Genomic DNA, 17679 nt, shown 5'->3' with positions numbered 1-17679 from the left:
GAAAAATCCTGTTTTTAAACAATACTTTTCTATATTTGTTTAAAACAAAAACGGAAGTTTTTTCACAGACTGACGTTTAAATGCTAAGTATGGTTTTTAAGATTAAAATTTACCCTTAGTAGAAAACGAAATTGATGAATCTATTGAATTCTATGAAAGTAGAAGTAAAGGTTTAGGAAAACAATTTCTAAAATATTTAAAATCACATCTACAAGTTTTAAAATTACATCCGGAATTATTTGAAATAAAAAAAGAACCAGGTTACAGAGAATTAACTTTGGTTAAATTTCCATTTGTGATTATTTATGAAATTTTCGGAAATGAAGTAATCGTTTACTCTGTTTTTCATACTTCAAGAAATCCTCAAAGAAAATCTTAGATAGAAAGGGCTAAGGTTCATAGCCACAAAGGGACAGAGGTTTTTTAATTTAAGGTTTCAAGTTTCAGGTAGCTTCACTTTGCGTCCTTTACTTTGCTTTAGCAAAAATCTAAAACAAAACTCTTGCGATCTTTGCGTAGCTCTTTGCGTCCTTTGCGGTAAAACTCAATTCCCAAAAAAACTTCACATTAAAATACCCAATACAAAAAAAAAATTTGTGCCTTAGTGCCTTTGTGGCAGAAACCCCCAAACCCAAAATTTCACACAAAAAACATTGAAAATTAAACTTTAAACAAAACTTTATTCCTTAATTTTGTATCGCTAAAAATAAAATAAACAAACTATGAGTTCATTTGACGTAGTCATTATAGGTTCAGGTCCTGGCGGATATGTATCAGCAATTCGTTGCGCACAATTAGGTTTCAAAACTGCAATCGTAGAAAAGTATAATTCTTTAGGCGGAACTTGCCTTAACGTTGGTTGTATTCCTTCAAAAGCATTATTGTCATCTTCTCATCATTATGCTGAAATTGCTCATTTTGCAGATCACGGAATCGAAGTTTCTGGTGATGTGAAAATCAATTTAGAGAAAATGATCGCGCGCAAACAAGCAGTTGTAGATCAAACCGTTGGTGGAATCAACTACTTAATGGATAAAAATAAAATTACTGTTTTTAATGGTTTAGGTTCATTCGTAGACGCAACGCATATTGCAGTTGCAAAAGCTGACGGAACATCTGAAACTATCGAAACTAAATATGCTGTAATTGCTACAGGTTCAAAACCATCTTCTTTACCGTTTATCAAAATTGATAAAGAAAGAATTATCACCTCTACTGAAGCTTTGGCTTTAAAAGAAGTTCCAAAACACCTTGTAATTATTGGTGGTGGAGTAATCGGAATCGAGCTTGGACAAGTTTACCTTCGTTTAGGATCGCAGGTTTCTGTAGTGGAATTCATGGACAGAATTATTCCAGGAATGGATGCTTCTTTGTCTAAAGAATTGACTAAAGTATTGAAAAAACAAGGAATGAAATTCTACGTTTCCCACAAAGTAAAATCAGTTGAAAGAAATGGTGATGCTGTTGTGGTGCAGGCTGAAAATGCAAAAGGAGAAACCATTACTTTAGAAGGAGATTATTCATTAGTTTCTGTGGGACGTCGTCCTTACACAGACGGATTAAATGCTGACAAGGCAGGAGTGAAAATTTCAGACAGGGGACAAGTAGAAGTAAACGATCATTTACAAACTAACGTTCCTAATATCTACGCAATTGGTGATGTTGTTCGTGGAGCAATGTTAGCACACAAAGCAGAAGAAGAAGGAACTATGGTTGCTGAAATCTTAGCAGGTCAAAAACCACATATTGATTATAACTTAATTCCTGGTGTAGTGTACACCTGGCCAGAAGTTGCTGCAGTTGGACAAACAGAAGACCAGGTTAAGGCTTCAGGAACCGAATATAAAGTAGGAAGTTTTCCTTTCAAAGCGTTAGGTCGTGCAAGAGCAAGCGGAGACTTAGACGGATTTGTAAAAATCATTGCTGATGCTAAAACTGATGAGGTTTTAGGTGTTCACATGATTGGAGCGCGCACAGCTGACTTAATTGCTGAAGCTGTTACTGCAATGGAATTTAAAGCTTCTGCAGAAGATATTTCAAGAATGAGTCATGCACATCCAACTTTCGCAGAAGCGGTAAAAGAAGCGGCATTAGCAGCAACAGATAATAGAGCATTACACGTATAATTATTACGTTTTTTACTAATATCAAACCCGACATTTTAGTGTCGGGTTTTTTGTTTGAAAAGAGTATTTATTTACGATATAAAATGTAAAAACCAGGCATAATTCTGTAAAAATAGTTATCCGTTCAGTTGCTACCTTTGTTTCAATAAATAGATAACATCATGAAAAATAGATATATAATTCCGATTTTAATTGGAGCAGGAATTGCTTTTGTGTTTCATTCTTGCGGTTCAACTATACCAAAAAAGGCAACTGCAATCAGAAATTTTGACAAAACAAAGTATTTGGGAAAATGGTATGAAATTGCCAGATTAGATTATAAATGGGAAAAAAACCTGAACAACGTAACGGCGGATTATTCGTTAAATGGTGATAGTACAATAAAAGTTGATAATAAGGGATATAATGTCAAAAAAGGCAAATGGGAAGAAAGTGTCGGCAAAGCTAAATTTGTTGAAGAAGATACTGTTGGAATGCTGAAAGTCTCCTTTTTTGGACCTTTTTATTCCGGATATAATGTCATTGCCACAGATACAGAATATAAATACGCACTTGTAGCTGGTGAAAGCTTAAAATACATGTGGATACTTTCAAGAGAAACAAATATTCCAGAGAGCGTAAAAACTGATTTTTTGATGAAAGCCCGGGAAATCGGATATAATACTTCGGAGTTGATATGGGTAAAACACGACCAAGCAAACTAAAATAAGAAACCCGACATTTTGAAATGCCGGGTTTTTATTTTAACTCAAAATATATTTATGGAGTAAACACAGTTTTGTAGTTATCCCAATATCTGTAAATCAAAAATAAGTTGCCAAGGAATAATAATGCAGCAATTGGCAGACCTTCAGGTGCCAGAAAATAATTGATAAACAATATATTGATCGTAATCGGTAAGATCAATATATTGGCCAATGTTACAAAACGGCCTGTTACAAATGAAATACCACAAAGCAATTCTATCGTTTTTGCCAGGGGCAATAAATAAGTTGAGGCAACTAATCCCATATTGAAAGCCTTGAAATTACCTGTTGTTTCTGGTTCAGGAGCAAGTTTAAAGAAAAAACTAATCGAGGCAAAGAGCAGTAAGAGACCAATTAATACACGGACAATAATGGTAGCAATTTTCATAATACTAGATTTAATAGGTTAAAAAATATAATTTATTTGCTGATAAACATTTTTAAATCTAAACCTCGAATAAGAACAAAATCTGATTTAATTATGTTTTTATTGAGAATTTTACAATCAAAAGAATCCATTTTTAGGATTAATGAAGTACTATATCAAATATAATGAATTTTTTCTTATGAAATTGCTACTTATAATTTTGACTTTCTATTCCTTACTGTATTTTTTATAAAGGAAGAATCCGCCAAAACCAATCAAAATAAAAGGCCAAAGATTAATTAAGAACACAAAAACTGACTCAATAATGTACCAGCCATTTTTTAAAGAATCAAGAATTTGAATTCCTAAATTTGGCTTATAAGCATTGCTGTTTTTTTCACTTGCCATTATTTCTTGCCTGATGGTTTCGTTTTGGTAAAGCTGTAATGTTACTGTGCTAAAATTTATCTGATCTTGTAAGGATAAATTATCAATGGTACGATTGTCATTTGCTTCTTTTTGGTTTGCCAAAGTGTTTTCGGCTTCCATAATATCATTTATTTTTTTGCCTTTTTCATCAATTGCTTTTTCAACTCTTTTTTCGGTATTGGCACTTCTTTTTTGAGAAAGTTGATTTGATAATAATTTTAAAGAAATATCATCTGCCTTGATAATTCTAAAATCAAGAAAGTCAATTTGCTTAGCAATAGTTTTAATAACGGTATCAAGCTGCGTATTCGGAATACGGATCGTAATATTATTTTCTACTGTATACTTAGTAGTTTCGAGCGTACTGTCCTGACTGATTTTAGTTTTAATCTGATCATGGATATTGCTCTGTAAATTGGTGTAAGTAACAAAACCTCCAAATTTTGACACGGCATTTTCAATTGCATAAGTTGACTTGACGACGTTTTTAACCTTGAATTTGATATCAGCGGTTCGAATGAATTTGTGTTTACTGTCTTTTCTTTCGACAGCAGCCAAAGAGGATATTGCGGTGCTGTCAGTTGTAGTTGTGTAATCTAATGTTTCTTGGGAAGTGTCTGCTTTTTTACAGGAAAATAATACTGCTAGAATGATAAAGGCAGTCAGACCTAATTTTGCAATTGTTTTCATAAAGGTTTTTAAAGTTTGATTAATAAATAAAATATTTACACCATGTAAATGCAATTTTGCTGGTTAGAAATGCATGAGTAATTTTTCAATAAATAGACAAGAAAAGTTTTAAGAATTAGTGTTAATCCGATATACTAAAAAGTGTGCCAATAATTTTTTAGAATTGTTTTATTGAAGGATTTTTTTTGTCGTAATTTTGAAATCTAAAATTCATTCATTTTTGAGAGTTTCCATTCACAAGTACATTTCGGACCCAAGTCAGTTTAAGCAGCAACTTTTAAGTTGGTCACAACAATTTCGCGAAGTTGTTTTTTTAGATAGCAATACATATCCACAAGAATATTCAAGCTTTGATTGTATGTTGGCTGTTGATGCTTTTACGTCTTTAAAAACCGATTTTCATAATGCTTTTGAGGATTTAAAGCAATATCAGCAGACTACAAAAGACTGGCTTTTCGGTTATTTATCTTATGACCTGAAAAATGATACAGAACCTTTGAAATCATCCAATTTTGATGGGTTGCATTTCCCGGATTTGTTTTTCTTTCAGCCAAAAAAAATCTTTTTATTGAAAGAAAATCAACTCGAAATTCAATATTTGTTACTTTGTGATGATGAGATTGAAGATGATTTTAATGAAATAGTCGAAAGTCGAAAGTTAAAAGTCGAAAGTGAAGAATATTTAAAAATTCAACAACGTATTTCTAAAGAGTCATATCTTGAAAAAGTAAATAAAATACTTGAACACATTCACGCAGGAAATATGTATGAAGCGAATTTTTGCATAGAGTTTTTTGCTGAAAATGCCATTATTAATCCTTTGGAAAAGTTTCAAAAACTGAATGAGATTTCAAGAGCACCATTTTCAGTTTTTTTTAAAACCAACAAACATTTTTTGCTTTCAGCTTCACCGGAACGATATCTGAAAAAAGCTGGTGAAACCATTATTTCACAGCCGATAAAAGGAACTTCAAAACGATTTTCAGATATAAATGAAGATGAAAAGTCAAAACTAGATTTGGAATTTGATTCAAAAGAACGCGCAGAGAATATCATGATTACCGATTTGGTTCGGAATGATTTATCTCATACTGCACAAAAAGGATCAGTAGAAGTGGTAGAATTATGCAAAATTTACTCGTTTTTGCAAGTGCATCAAATGATTTCAACTATAACATCAAAGCTGGATCCTCAATATTCGCCAATTGATGTTTTAAAAACCACTTTTCCAATGGGAAGTATGACGGGAGCCCCTAAAATTTCGGTAATGAAAATTATTGAAAAGATGGAAGAAACGAAACGAGGTTTGTATAGTGGGGCAGTAGGTTATTTAACACCACAAGGAGATTTTGATTTTAATGTTGTAATCAGGAGTATTTTGTATAATCAGGAAAATCAGTATATTTCGTTTTCAGTAGGAAGCGCTATTACGGCTCAGTCTGTTCCGGAAAAAGAGTATGAAGAATGTTTACTTAAATCGAAAGCAATGTCTAAAGTATTGCAATCTTTCGATGTTATTTGAAAAATAATAACTTAAAAGTGTTTGTATATGAAGTTAATCTTAAGAACTTATAATTTAAAATTAAAACACACTTTTAGGATTTCAAGAAAAACTATTGATTTTCAGCCTTCACTAATTGTGGAATTACAAGAAGATGGAATTTCAGGGTTTGGAGAAGCAACTTCAAATCCGTATTATAATATTTCCATAGAAACTATTCAAAACGATATTGAAAAAAATAGAAATATTGTAGAGACCGCTTCAAATGAAACGCCCGAAGAGTTTTGGTCAAAGATTAGTTCGTTTTTTCAGGATAATCCTTTTGCTTTATGCGCATTAGACAATGCTTACAATGATTTGTATGCGCGAAAAAAAGGAAAAAAACTGTATGAATTATGGAATTACAATATTACACAGAATCCGCTGACTAATTATACAATTGGGATTGATAACATCGACAACATGATTGCTAAAATGAAAGAACTTCCATGGCCTATTTACAAAATAAAACTAGGAACTTCTGAAGATATAGCCATTGTAACCGAATTAAGAAAACACAGTGATGCTGTTTTCAGGGTTGAAGCCAATTGCGCCTGGACAGTTGATGAAACATTAGCAAATGCTAAAATTCTAAAAAAATTAGGCGTTGAATTTATTGAACAGCCTTTAAAATCAAATGATTGGGAAGGACAACGGGAAATTTTTAAAAATTCTGTTTTACCAGTTATTGGCGATGAGAGTTGTATTGAAGAAGGTGATGTTGCTAAATGTTACAATCATTTTCATGGCGTTAATATAAAGCTGATGAAATGTGGAGGAATTACGCCTGGCAGAAGAATGATTGCAGAAGCCAAAAAACTGGGTTTAAAAACAATGGTGGGCTGTATGACAGAATCTACGGTTGGGATTTCTGCCATTGCACATTTACTGCCCGAATTAGATTATGTGGATATGGACGGTTCGCTACTTTTGTCCGAAGATATTGCCAGAGGCGTTACGATTAAAAACGGCAAAACATATTATGCTGATGGAGCAGGCACCGGAGTAATTTTGTTCTGATATTTGCGTTTAAAATAATGTACCTTTGTAAAAAATTAGACAATGACAAATAACGATATCTTAAAAAAACTTCGTGTAGCTCTTATGCTTCGCGATGATCAAATAGTTGAAATTTTAGAATTGGTAGATTTTAGAATTTCAAAATCAGAATTGGGTGCTTTTTTCAGAGCTGAAGATCATGAAAATTATATGGAATGTGGTGATCAGGTTTTGCGTAATTTCTTAAACGGATTGGTAATTCATTTAAGAGGAACCAAGGAAAACCCGAAAAACCCAAATGACGTTTTAGCGAAACATAAGGCTGAAATACCGAAGAAAGAAACTTCTAAAGAAAGACCAGAATTTAAAGCGACTCTCAAAGATGCTGAAAAAGGAAGAGGCGATCAAAAACCTTCAAAATCAGGATCTGCAACTAAAAAGCCTTTCAAGAAAAACAATACGAAAACAGCCCCTAAAGTACAGGTTGTAGAAAAAGTAGTTTACAAAAACGGCAAGAATAAAAAATAATTAACCCTAAGTAGGTTAATCGCAAAGAGCCCAAAGGTTTACGTGAAGTTCGCAAAGCTATATTAATAAAGTTTTGCGAACTTTGCGTTTATATAAAATCTTGTAAGTATGAAATCCTTGCGAACTTTTTTGATAAAATAATTTCACAAAAAAATCCACTCCGTAAAACGGAGTGGATTTCTATATATAGCTAATTTCTTATTTGATTAAGATAATGCAGCTTTAACCTGGTCAGCAGCTTCCTGAAATTGAACAGCTGATAAAATTGGCATACCTGAATTGTCAATTAATTCTTTTGCAATTTCAGCATTTGTTCCTTGCAAACGAACTATAATTGGCACATTGATAGCGTCACCCATATTTTTGTAAGCATCAACAACCCCTTGCGCCACACGGTCACAACGAACGATTCCACCAAAAATATTAATTAAAATAGCTTTTACGTTAGGATCTTTTAAGATAATACGGAAAGCAGTTTCAACACGTTTTGCATCAGCAGTTCCACCAACGTCTAAGAAGTTAGCAGGTTCAAAACCAGCATATTTAATTAAATCCATAGTTGCCATTGCAAGACCTGCTCCGTTTACCATACATCCTACAGTACCGTCAAGATCTACATAGTTCAATCCTACTTCTTTAGCTTCAACTTCGATTGGGTTCTCTTCACGGATATCTCTCATTTCAGCATATTTTGGTTGTCTGTATAAAGCATTATCATCGATATTTACTTTAGCATCAACAGCCATAATTTTATTATCAGAAGTTTTCAAAACCGGGTTGATTTCAAACATAGAAGCATCTGAACCAATGTAAGCATTGTATAAAGAATCGATAAATTTCACCATTTCTTTGAAAGCATTTCCGGAAAGACCTAAGTTAAAAGCAATTCTTCTTGCCTGAAAACCTTGTAATCCAACAGATGGATCAACTTCTTCTGTAAAAATTAAGTGTGGTGTGTGCTCAGCAACTTCTTCGATATCCATTCCACCTTCAGTAGAATACATAATCATGTTGCGTCCTGTAGCTCTATTCAATAAAACAGAAACATAAAATTCAGAAGTTTCACTTTCACCAGGATAGTAAACATCTTCAGCAACTAAAACTTTGTTTACTTTTTTACCCTCAGCAGAAGTTTGAGGTGTAATTAATTGCATTCCGATAATTTGTCCTGCAATTTCTTCAACTTGCTGCAAGTTTTTAGCTAGTTTAACTCCACCACCTTTTCCACGACCACCTGCGTGAATTTGTGCTTTAATTACATGCCATCCTGTACCAGTTTCGGCTGTTAATTGTTTTGCAGCGGCTACAGCTTCAACTGCATTATTAGCTACAATTCCGCGTTGAATGCGTACTCCGTAACTTGCTAAAATTTCTTTTCCTTGATATTCGTGTATGTTCATAATATAGAATTTGTCTGGTTCTGAATTTATTTCAGAATAAAAGTGCGACAAAAGTAGCAAAATTGAACTGAAAACTAAAATCTTTTTTAATTAATAATAAACCAATCTCACTTTGTTAAATAAATTTCCTGTAAAGTCAAATAAAGGTTAAATAAACGAACATCAATTGTTAATTTTAAATCACTACATCGTTTTAGAATTAACATAAAAGCAACGTATTTTTACTACGAATTGTTGATTTTTCTTAATATAATTTAAAACGAATTGTGATTTTGGTAATTCACAATGCTTTCTGTAAAATTATTATCATTTAAGAAGCGTTTTTCTAATATTCCTATAAAAGTGTAAGGCAAAGTGTAATTTTGGTACATTATGTTTAACGAAATCTCTATTTTTGTAAAAAAAAAATATCAAGAATGAAACTAAAAGAACAAGGCCTTTATTTGCCAGAATTCGAGCATGAAAATTGCGGAGCTGGTTTTATCTGCAATCTTAAAGGAGAAAAGACAAACCAAATTATTCATGACGCTCTTGAAATTCTAGTTAAGCTGGAGCACAGGGGTGGAGTGAGTGCTGATGGAAAAACAGGAGATGGAGCTGGACTTTTAATTGACATCCCTCATGAATATTTCAAAAGGATATGTGATTTTGAATTACCTGCTGCACGTGAGTATGCTGTTGGAATGGTATTTTTACCAAAAATAAGAAATCAATATGATTTTTGTAAAGATATTTTTGAAAAAGAAGTCAAAGCACAAGGACTTTCTGTTTTAGGATGGAGAGAAGTCCCGGTTGACTCTTCTCAACTTGGTGAAATTGCATTGGCATCTGAACCAACCATCGAACAAATATTTATTGGAAAAAACGAAGCAATTGATGATGCTGTTTTTAAAGCTAAATTATACGCAGCACGTAAGATTACGGAGCATAATATCAGAAACTCAAAGATATCGCAAAGCTCATATTTTTATCTTCCAAGTTTATCTACTACGACTATAATATATAAAGGTATTATTATGCCTGAAGATATTGGTCCGTATTATACCGATTTACAGCAAACAGATTTGGTTACTCGTCTTGCATTAGTACACCAGCGTTTTTCTACAAATACAATGCCTACCTGGGAACTGGCTCAGCCATTTAGATACATGTGTCAAAATGGAGAAATCAATACTTTGCGTGGGAATGTGAGCAGAATGCGTGTTCGTGAAGAGATTATGAAAAGTGAGGTTTTCGGACCACAAATTGATAAATTGTTCCCTATCATTTTACCTGGAAAATCAGATTCTGCTTCTATGGATATGGTGGTAGAATTGTTAACGCATACCGGAAGATCATTGCCTGAAGTAATGATGATGATGATTCCTGAGGCTTGGGAAAAACACAAAACAATGTCTCCAGAGCGTAAAGCATTTTATGAGTATAATGCTTGTATTATGGAGCCATGGGATGGCCCTGCTTCCGTGCCTTTTTCGGATGGTGATTATGTTGGTGCTTTATTAGATCGTAATGGACTAAGACCTTCAAGATATACTGTTACCAAAAGCGGTAAATTAATTATGGCTTCTGAAATTGGAGTTGTAGATATTGATCCTGAAGATGTAGAAAGTCATGGTAGATTAGAACCGGGGAAAATGTTCCTTGTGGACATGAACGAAGGACGTATCATTAATGACGAAGAAATTAAAAGCAAAATTGTTTCTGAAAGACCTTATCAGGAATGGTTAGACCAATATAGATTACACTTAAGAGATGTTCCTTCAACTTCGGAGGTTTGTCCTATAGAAACTATTGATTTACCTACAAGAGAACGTCTTTTTAATTATACACTAGAGGATATTCAGGATATGATTACGCCAATGGCCCAAACTGGTAAAGAAGCTTTGGGATCAATGGGTATTGATACACCTCTTGCAGTATTATCAGACAGACCACAGTTAATTCCTAATTACTTCAAACAATTATTTGCGCAGGTTACCAATCCGCCTTTGGATGGTATTCGTGAGGAAATTGTAACCGATATTGCTTTAAACTTAGGTCAGGATCGTAATATTTTTGATATTACAAGTAAACAATGCCGTAAATTAAGAATCCAGAATCCTGTTATCTCCAATGGAGATTTAGAGAAAATCAGAACGATTTCTATAGATAATTTCAAAGCAGAAACTTTCAAAATTTTATATCCTAAATCAGAGGGTATGAATGGTTTGGAAAATGCTTTGGACGCTATTATTGTTCAAATCACAAAAGCGGTAGAACAAGGTACAAATATCATTATACTTTCTGACAGAGGGGTTAATAAGGAGTTTGCACCAATTCCTGCTTTATTGGCTTGTTCGTATGTAAATCATCAAATGAACCGTTTACGCAAGCGTTCTTATTTTGATATTATCATGGAATCTGCAGAGCCGCGTGAGCCGCATCATTTTGCTACTTTATTTGGATATGGCGCCAGTGCGATCAATCCTTATATGGTAAATGAAATTATTCGTGTTCAGGTTCAGGAAGGATTTATTACCGGAATTCCAGAACAAAAAGCAGTTGACAATTTCAATAAAGCGATTGGTTCAGGAATTTTGAAAATCATGAATAAAATTGGAATTTCAACATTACACTCATACAGAGGTTCTCAGATTTTTGAAATTGTTGGATTCAATTCCAAATTCGTTCAAAAATATTTTCCATATACCGCTTCAAGAATCGAAGGTATCGGATTGTATGAAATTGAAAAAGAAATTACAGAAAGATATAAATATGCTTACCCTGATAAACTAATTGCAAACCGATTGGGATTAAATATTGGAGGAGAATACAGATGGAGACGTAATGGAGAAAGACACTTGTTTAATCCTACTACTATTGCCAAATTACAGCAAGCTGTTCGATTGAGTGATCAGGATAGTTATGATGTGTATTCAAATACAATTAACGATCAGGCTAAGAGTTTAATGACAATTCGTGGATTATTCGAATTTGACAACTTAGATCCGATTCCGTTAGATGAAGTAGAGCCATGGACAGAAATTGTGAAACGTTTTAAAACGGGAGCAATGTCTTACGGATCTATTTCAAGAGAAGCACATGAGAATTTAGCAATTGCTATGAACCGTATTGGAGGAAAATCCAATTCTGGTGAGGGAGGGGAAGACAGAAAGCGTTTTCAGCCGGATGTGAATGGAGACAGTCGTAATTCGGCTATCAAACAAGTTGCTTCGGGACGTTTTGGGGTTACTTCTCACTATTTGTCAAGCGCAAAAGAAATTCAGATTAAAATGGCTCAGGGAGCTAAGCCTGGAGAAGGTGGTCAGCTACCTGGAGAAAAAGTATTGCCATGGATTGCAGAAGCACGTAATTCAACTCCTTTCGTAGGATTGATTTCGCCTCCGCCACACCACGATATTTACTCTATTGAAGATTTAGCACAATTAATCTTTGACTTGAAAAATGCCAACAGAGAAGCCCGTATCAATGTGAAATTGGTTTCTGAAGTTGGAGTTGGAACAATCGCTGCCGGTGTTGCCAAAGCAAAAGCAGATGTTGTTTTAATTGCAGGCTATGACGGTGGAACAGGAGCTTCTCCTTTAACATCATTGAAACACGCAGGTCTTCCTTGGGAACTTGGATTGGCAGAAGCACAGCAAACTTTGGTCTTGAACAATTTAAGAAGCAGAATAGTTGTTGAATGTGACGGTCAGTTAAAAACAGGTCGTGACGTAGCTATCGCTGCTTTATTAGGAGCTGAAGAATTTGGTTTTGCAACTGCACCTCTTGTAGCTTCTGGCTGTATTATGATGCGTAAATGCCACCTGAATACATGTCCGGTTGGAATTGCAACTCAGGATAAAGAGTTACGTAAAAACTTCAAAGGAACACCAGAACATGTTATTAATTTCTTCTATTATGTTGCAGAAGAATTAAGAGGTATTATGGCGCAATTAGGATTCAGAACTTTAGGTGAAATGGTGGGGCAAACCCATAAAATCAATTCTAATAAGGCGATTGATCATTATAAAGCAAGAGGGTTAGATTTATCTTCTATTTTGTACAGACCAGCTGCATATAAAACAATGCCAGTTTCAAATACAGAAAAGCAGGATCATAATTTAGAAGGTGTATTGGATTTCCAGATCCTGAAAGATTCTCACCGTGCTTTGTACAGAAAAGAAAAAATGACTTTAGCATATCCAATTAATAATATAAACCGTTCTGTTGGTGCTATCGTTAGTAATGAAATTTCTAAAATATACGGTCACCTTGGATTACCTGAGGATACGCTGAATATTAATTTTACTGGTTCTGCAGGTCAGAGTCTAGGTGCTTTTAGTGCGCATGGACTAACATTTACTGTAGAAGGAAATACGAATGATTATTTAGGTAAAGGGTTATCCGGAGCTAAATTAATCATTAAAAAACCTGCAAAAGCAACTTTTGTAGCTGAGAAGAATATCATTGTTGGAAACGTTTGTTTATTTGGTGCGATCGAAGGAGAAGCTTATATCAATGGTATAGCAGGAGAACGATTTGCAGTACGTAATTCTGGAGCGATTGCTGTAGTGGAAGGTGTTGGAGATCATGGTTGTGAGTACATGACCGGAGGTAAAGTGGTTGTGCTGGGTAGTACCGGACGTAACTTTGCTGCAGGTATGAGTGGTGGTATCGCTTATATCTATGATCCTCTAAACAAGTTTAAAAACGGATTGTGTAATGCGGAAACAATCGAATTTGAAACAGTGGAAGGCGATGATGCTGACGACTTGAAAAATTTGATCCAAAGACACGTTCTGTACACAAATAGTACAAGAGGAAAAGAATTATTAAATGAGTGGGAATCAAGCTTGGACAATTTCGTCAAAGTGATGCCTACAGAGTACAAAAAAGCATTAAAGCGTCTGGAAACAGAAGAACAAATGGTAGAAGAATTAACAGCATAATACAATGGGAAAAGTAACAGGTTTTAAAGAATTCGAAAGACAAGACGAATCATATCTAGCGGTTAAAGAGCGTGTAGGAAATTATAATGAATTTACGATTCCTTTGAGTGAAGCTGAAATTACGACTCAAGGTTCTCGTTGCATGGATTGTGGTATTCCTTTTTGTCACAGTGGTTGCCCTCTTGGGAATTTGATTCCCGATTTTAATCACATGGTATACCAGGAAGAATGGCAAAAAGCCTCATGGATTTTGCATTCAACCAATAACTTTCCAGAATTTACAGGTCGTTTATGTCCGGCACCATGCGAAAAAGCATGTGTATTAGGACTTATTGAAGAGCCGATCGCTATTGAAAATATAGAGAAAAATATTGTGGAACGTGCTTTCGCAGAAGGATGGATCAAACCACAGCCGCCAAAAGTAAGAACTGGTAAAACAGTTGCGGTGGTAGGATCAGGTCCTGCAGGATTGGCAGCCGCTCAGCAATTGAACAGAGCAGGTCACACCGTTACTGTTTTTGAAAGAGACAATGCAATTGGAGGTTTATTACGTTATGGTATTCCAAATTTCAAATTAGAAAAAGGAATTATCGAAAGACGTGTGGCTATTTTAGAGGCAGAAGGAATTACTTTTAAAGTAAATACCAATGTTGGTGTAAACTATTCAATTGAAGATTTAAAAGCATTCGATTCTATTGTTCTTTGCGGTGGTGCTACAGAAAGAAGAGGTTTGCCTACTCCTGGAGCTGATGCTGATGGTGTAGTTCAGGCAATGGATTTTTTAACACAGCAGACTAAAGTAGTTTTTGGAGAGAAAATTGAAAATCAGGTATTGGCAACCGGAAAAGATGTTATTGTAATTGGAGGAGGAGATACAGGTTCTGACTGTGTTGGAACATCAAACCGTCACGGTGCAAAATCGGTAACTAACTTTGAGATCATGCCGAAACCACCGGTTGGAAGAAGCGCATCAACTCCTTGGCCTTACTGGCCGTTGCAGTTAAAAACATCTACTTCTCACAAAGAAGGCTGTGAAAGAGACTGGTTAATCAATACCAAAGAATTTATTAAGGATGCAAGCGGTAAATTAATAGCTTTGAAAACCGTAAAAGTAGAGTGGAAAATGGTTCCGGGACAACGCCCAGAATTACTTGAAGTTGAAGGTTCAGAAAAAGTTTGGCCTTGCGACTTAGCTTTATTGGCACTCGGATTTACAGGTCCTGAAAAAACTTTAAGCAGTCAGTTAGGATTGGAAATTGATTTTAGAAGCAATTACAAAGCACATAATTACCAGACAAATGTTCCAAACATATTTACAGCGGGAGATATGAGAAGAGGACAATCATTGATTGTTTGGGCTATTTCTGAGGGTAGAGAAGCTGCTCGTCAGGTAGATATCTACTTAATGGGTAAGTCTGATTTGCCTACTAAAGAGGGTGGAGACTTACCTGGAGTATAATAATTATATACAAGAAATTTTAAACGGCTGTCATTATTGATAGCCGTTTTGCTTTTTTTGTAAGTAATGTGTAATAAATTTTCTAAATGTTTGAAATCTAAATAAAACTCACAGAAAGTTTAAAAAACAAACAATTTGTTATATTTTGTTATTTTTCTACAATTAATTTTTTTACTCTCAAAAGAATAATAAATTTGTCCAAAATAGTTTAATAATGCAAGCAAAAGATTTACTGCAGTTAGCAGACCAATTTGGAAGTCCATTATATGTTTATGATGCCGAAAAAATCCAATCACAGTACAATAGGTTAACAAAAGCTTTCTCTAAGGTAGAAAACCTGCGAATTAACTATGCCATGAAGGCTTTGTCTAATGTTGCGATTCTTCAGTTGTTAAAGAACATGGGTTCAGGCTTAGATACTGTATCAATTCAGGAGGTTCAATTAGGGCTTCATGCTGGCTATGAACCTGACAGAATCTTCTTTACACCAAACGGTGTTTCTCTTGAAGAGATTGAGCAAGTTGCCGAAATGGGGGTTCAGATCAATATTGACAACCTTTCTATATTAGAGCAATTCGGAACAAAATATCCAACCGTACCCGTATGCATTCGTATCAATCCGCACGTAATGGCGGGTGGAAACGAAAATATCTCGGTAGGACATATCGATAGTAAATTCGGGATTTCTGTACACCAGTTACCTCATTTAGTGCGTATTGTCGAAAATACCAACATGAATATCGTAGGTATCCACATGCACACAGGATCTGATATTTTAGATATTGAAGTGTTTTTATATGCAGCCGAAATATTATTCGACGCCGCTAAAAAATTCAAAAATCTGGAATTCTTGGATTTCGGAAGCGGATTCAAAGTACCGTACAAAAAAGACGATATCGAAACGGATATTGAAGAATTAGGTAAAAAATTATCAAAAAGATTCAATACTTTCTGTGCCGAATATGGTAAAGATTTAACCCTGATTTTCGAACCGGGTAAATTTTTGGTGAGTGAGGCAGGTTTCTTTTTGGCAAAAGTAAACGTAGTAAAACAAACAACTTCAACGGTTTTTGCCGGAATCGATAGTGGATTCAACCATTTGATTCGTCCAATGTTTTACGGTTCACAGCACCACATCGAAAACATCTCCAACCCAAAAGGAAAAGAGCGTTTTTACTCCGTAGTAGGATACATTTGCGAAACCGATACGTTTGCAAGCAACAGAAGAATCCCTGAAATTGCAGAAGGTGATATTTTAGCGTTCAGAAACGCAGGAGCGTATTGTTTCTCAATGGCATCGAACTACAATTCAAGATACAAACCGGCTGAGGTTTTATGGAAAGACGGTCAGGGAATCCTGATTCGCCAACACGAAACATTCGAAGATTTGCTTAAAAATCAAATTCCGTTGCCAGTAGAAGCAACAGTTTAAAATAAAAAAAAAGAGAATATCAATGCAAAAGTCCCATTCCCGAAAGGTGAATGGGATTTTTTTTGCACAATTTTGTCATTCCGACGAAGGAGGAATCTCCGCAAAGTAACCACAAAGTAAAGATGTTGTTGCTAATAAACAATGGTATGTCAGGTTGGAACACGCTTAAATATTATGAAGAAGAAAGTATTGATTTTTATGATGATCTTGCTACAGGCTATAAGTTAATCAATGAGAATGATTTGCCTAAAGAATTTGACAGACTTTTTATTCAATCATGGGTAGAGTTTCCATTTCGGTTAATAACTGGAATTAAGATAAATGAACTTCAGATTGAATCACTTATTAATTACTCAAAAGAGAATTTTGAAATCCTGAATAATCTGGAAGATGAAAATACAAGTATACATATACATCGGGATGGCAAGAACTTTGAATCTTGGTTTACAGATCAGAAAAGAATGAAGACTATTAGAAATATAATAGAATGAAATAAAATTTTACCTTCACTATCTCTATTAGTATCTCTATTAATATTATTACCTGTACTACGTTTAGTATCTCTATTAGTATTATTAGTTTGTTCTATGTTTTCATTACGTTTAGTATCTCTATTAGTATTATTATGTATTACCGTATTATTTACTATATTTGTAATTGTATTATTTGTACATTTGTACAAAGTAAAAAACCACCAGATCCTCAAAAAGAATCCAGTGGTTAAAAAGTTTTTACTTTTTCCAAGCAAGCACGAATTTTCTAAATTGCTTGATAACACGTGGTAGCAAATATAATATCAGCGATAACCCAATAATGTTTTGTATTTCCATCTATATCGAAATAACGGATTAAACAATCCACCTTAAAACCAAAAGTCGGAAGCTTTTGGTTTTTTTATGGCTTCAGGTGACTTACTCACTTGCTTTACAAATATACTTCATTATTAGAGAAGAGGCAAGGCTTCAATATTACCTAATTTTCGATAATAAAATGCCCATAAATGGCACTTCTGATGAAAAAATCAGTTCTAAA

General features: G+C 34.5%; 12 protein-coding genes and 1 pseudogene. 10 read left to right on the top strand and 3 right to left on the bottom strand.

The features are described 5' to 3' along the window. Window positions 1-127: 127 nt before the first annotated feature. From ACEN2I_RS16820 to ACEN2I_RS16810, 3 genes and pseudogenes are all read left to right on the top strand, one after another. Window positions 128-379 (top strand): annotated as a pseudogene (locus tag ACEN2I_RS16820) (type II toxin-antitoxin system RelE/ParE family toxin); the annotation flags it as partial. A 343-nt stretch (window positions 380-722) separates the two neighbouring features. Further along, window positions 723-2126, top strand: coding sequence for a dihydrolipoyl dehydrogenase (lpdA, locus tag ACEN2I_RS16815; RefSeq protein WP_441767268.1), 1404 nt, complete (start codon window positions 723-725; stop codon window positions 2124-2126). A 161-nt stretch (window positions 2127-2287) separates the two neighbouring features. Beyond that, entirely contained in the window at window positions 2288-2830 is a 543-nt protein-coding gene (locus ACEN2I_RS16810; protein ID WP_441767267.1) for a lipocalin family protein, read from the top strand. 55 nt (window positions 2831-2885) lie between these two features. Here ACEN2I_RS16810 and ACEN2I_RS16805 read toward each other — a convergent pair whose 3' ends face one another. Both ACEN2I_RS16805 and ACEN2I_RS16800 read right to left on the bottom strand, forming a co-directional pair. Continuing rightward, a complete protein-coding gene (locus ACEN2I_RS16805) occupies window positions 2886-3260 on the bottom strand; it encodes a DoxX family membrane protein (protein ID WP_441767266.1) in 375 nt (124 codons plus the stop codon). 207 nt (window positions 3261-3467) lie between these two features. Then, on the bottom strand, window positions 3468-4358 hold the full coding sequence (locus tag ACEN2I_RS16800) for a DUF4349 domain-containing protein (RefSeq protein WP_441767265.1): 891 nt from the start codon (window positions 4356-4358) through the stop codon (window positions 3468-3470). Window positions 4359-4578: 220 nt separating this feature from the next. Between ACEN2I_RS16800 and ACEN2I_RS16795 the strand changes: the two genes are divergently transcribed. The 3 genes from ACEN2I_RS16795 to ACEN2I_RS16785 are packed head-to-tail and all read left to right on the top strand — an operon-like array spanning window position 4579 to window position 7425. Further along, window positions 4579-5880 (top strand): anthranilate synthase component I family protein, encoded by a 1302-nt coding sequence (locus tag ACEN2I_RS16795; RefSeq protein WP_441767264.1) that lies wholly within the window; start codon window positions 4579-4581, stop codon window positions 5878-5880. Between the two features lie 27 nt (window positions 5881-5907). After that, on the top strand, window positions 5908-6918 hold the full coding sequence (locus ACEN2I_RS16790) for a dipeptide epimerase (RefSeq protein WP_441767263.1): 1011 nt from the start codon (window positions 5908-5910) through the stop codon (window positions 6916-6918). Window positions 6919-6960: 42 nt separating this feature from the next. Next, on the top strand, window positions 6961-7425 hold the full coding sequence (locus ACEN2I_RS16785; protein ID WP_441767262.1) for a DUF1456 family protein: 465 nt from the start codon (window positions 6961-6963) through the stop codon (window positions 7423-7425). A 206-nt stretch (window positions 7426-7631) separates the two neighbouring features. Here ACEN2I_RS16785 and sucC read toward each other — a convergent pair whose 3' ends face one another. Then, a complete protein-coding gene (sucC, locus tag ACEN2I_RS16780; protein ID WP_035684436.1) occupies window positions 7632-8825 on the bottom strand; it encodes an ADP-forming succinate--CoA ligase subunit beta in 1194 nt (397 codons plus the stop codon). Window positions 8826-9241: 416 nt separating this feature from the next. Between sucC and gltB the strand changes: the two genes are divergently transcribed. The 4 genes from gltB (at window position 9242) to ACEN2I_RS16760 (ending at window position 17138) form a co-directional block, all read left to right on the top strand. Further along, on the top strand, window positions 9242-13756 hold the full coding sequence (gltB, locus tag ACEN2I_RS16775; protein ID WP_441767261.1) for a glutamate synthase large subunit: 4515 nt from the start codon (window positions 9242-9244) through the stop codon (window positions 13754-13756). Window positions 13757-13760: 4 nt separating this feature from the next. Further along, window positions 13761-15215 (top strand): glutamate synthase subunit beta, encoded by a 1455-nt coding sequence (locus tag ACEN2I_RS16770; protein WP_441767260.1) that lies wholly within the window; start codon window positions 13761-13763, stop codon window positions 15213-15215. A gap of 214 nt (window positions 15216-15429) precedes the next feature. After that, window positions 15430-16647 carry a diaminopimelate decarboxylase gene (gene lysA, locus ACEN2I_RS16765; RefSeq protein ID WP_441767259.1) on the top strand — a complete coding sequence of 406 codons (1218 nt, stop codon included), beginning with the start codon at window positions 15430-15432 and terminating at the stop codon, window positions 16645-16647. A 146-nt stretch (window positions 16648-16793) separates the two neighbouring features. Next, complete coding sequence (locus ACEN2I_RS16760) at window positions 16794-17138, top strand: hypothetical protein (RefSeq protein ID WP_441767258.1); 345 nt, start codon at window positions 16794-16796, stop codon at window positions 17136-17138. Window positions 17139-17679 lie beyond the last annotated feature (541 nt).

The sequence above is a fragment of the Flavobacterium sp. W22_SRS_FK3 genome (genome assembly GCF_052113665.1).
Taxonomy (GTDB): Bacteria; Bacteroidota; Bacteroidia; order Flavobacteriales; family Flavobacteriaceae; genus Flavobacterium.
The sequence above is the reverse complement of the archived record's forward strand: the minus strand, read 5'-3'. Positions and strand labels throughout refer to the sequence as shown.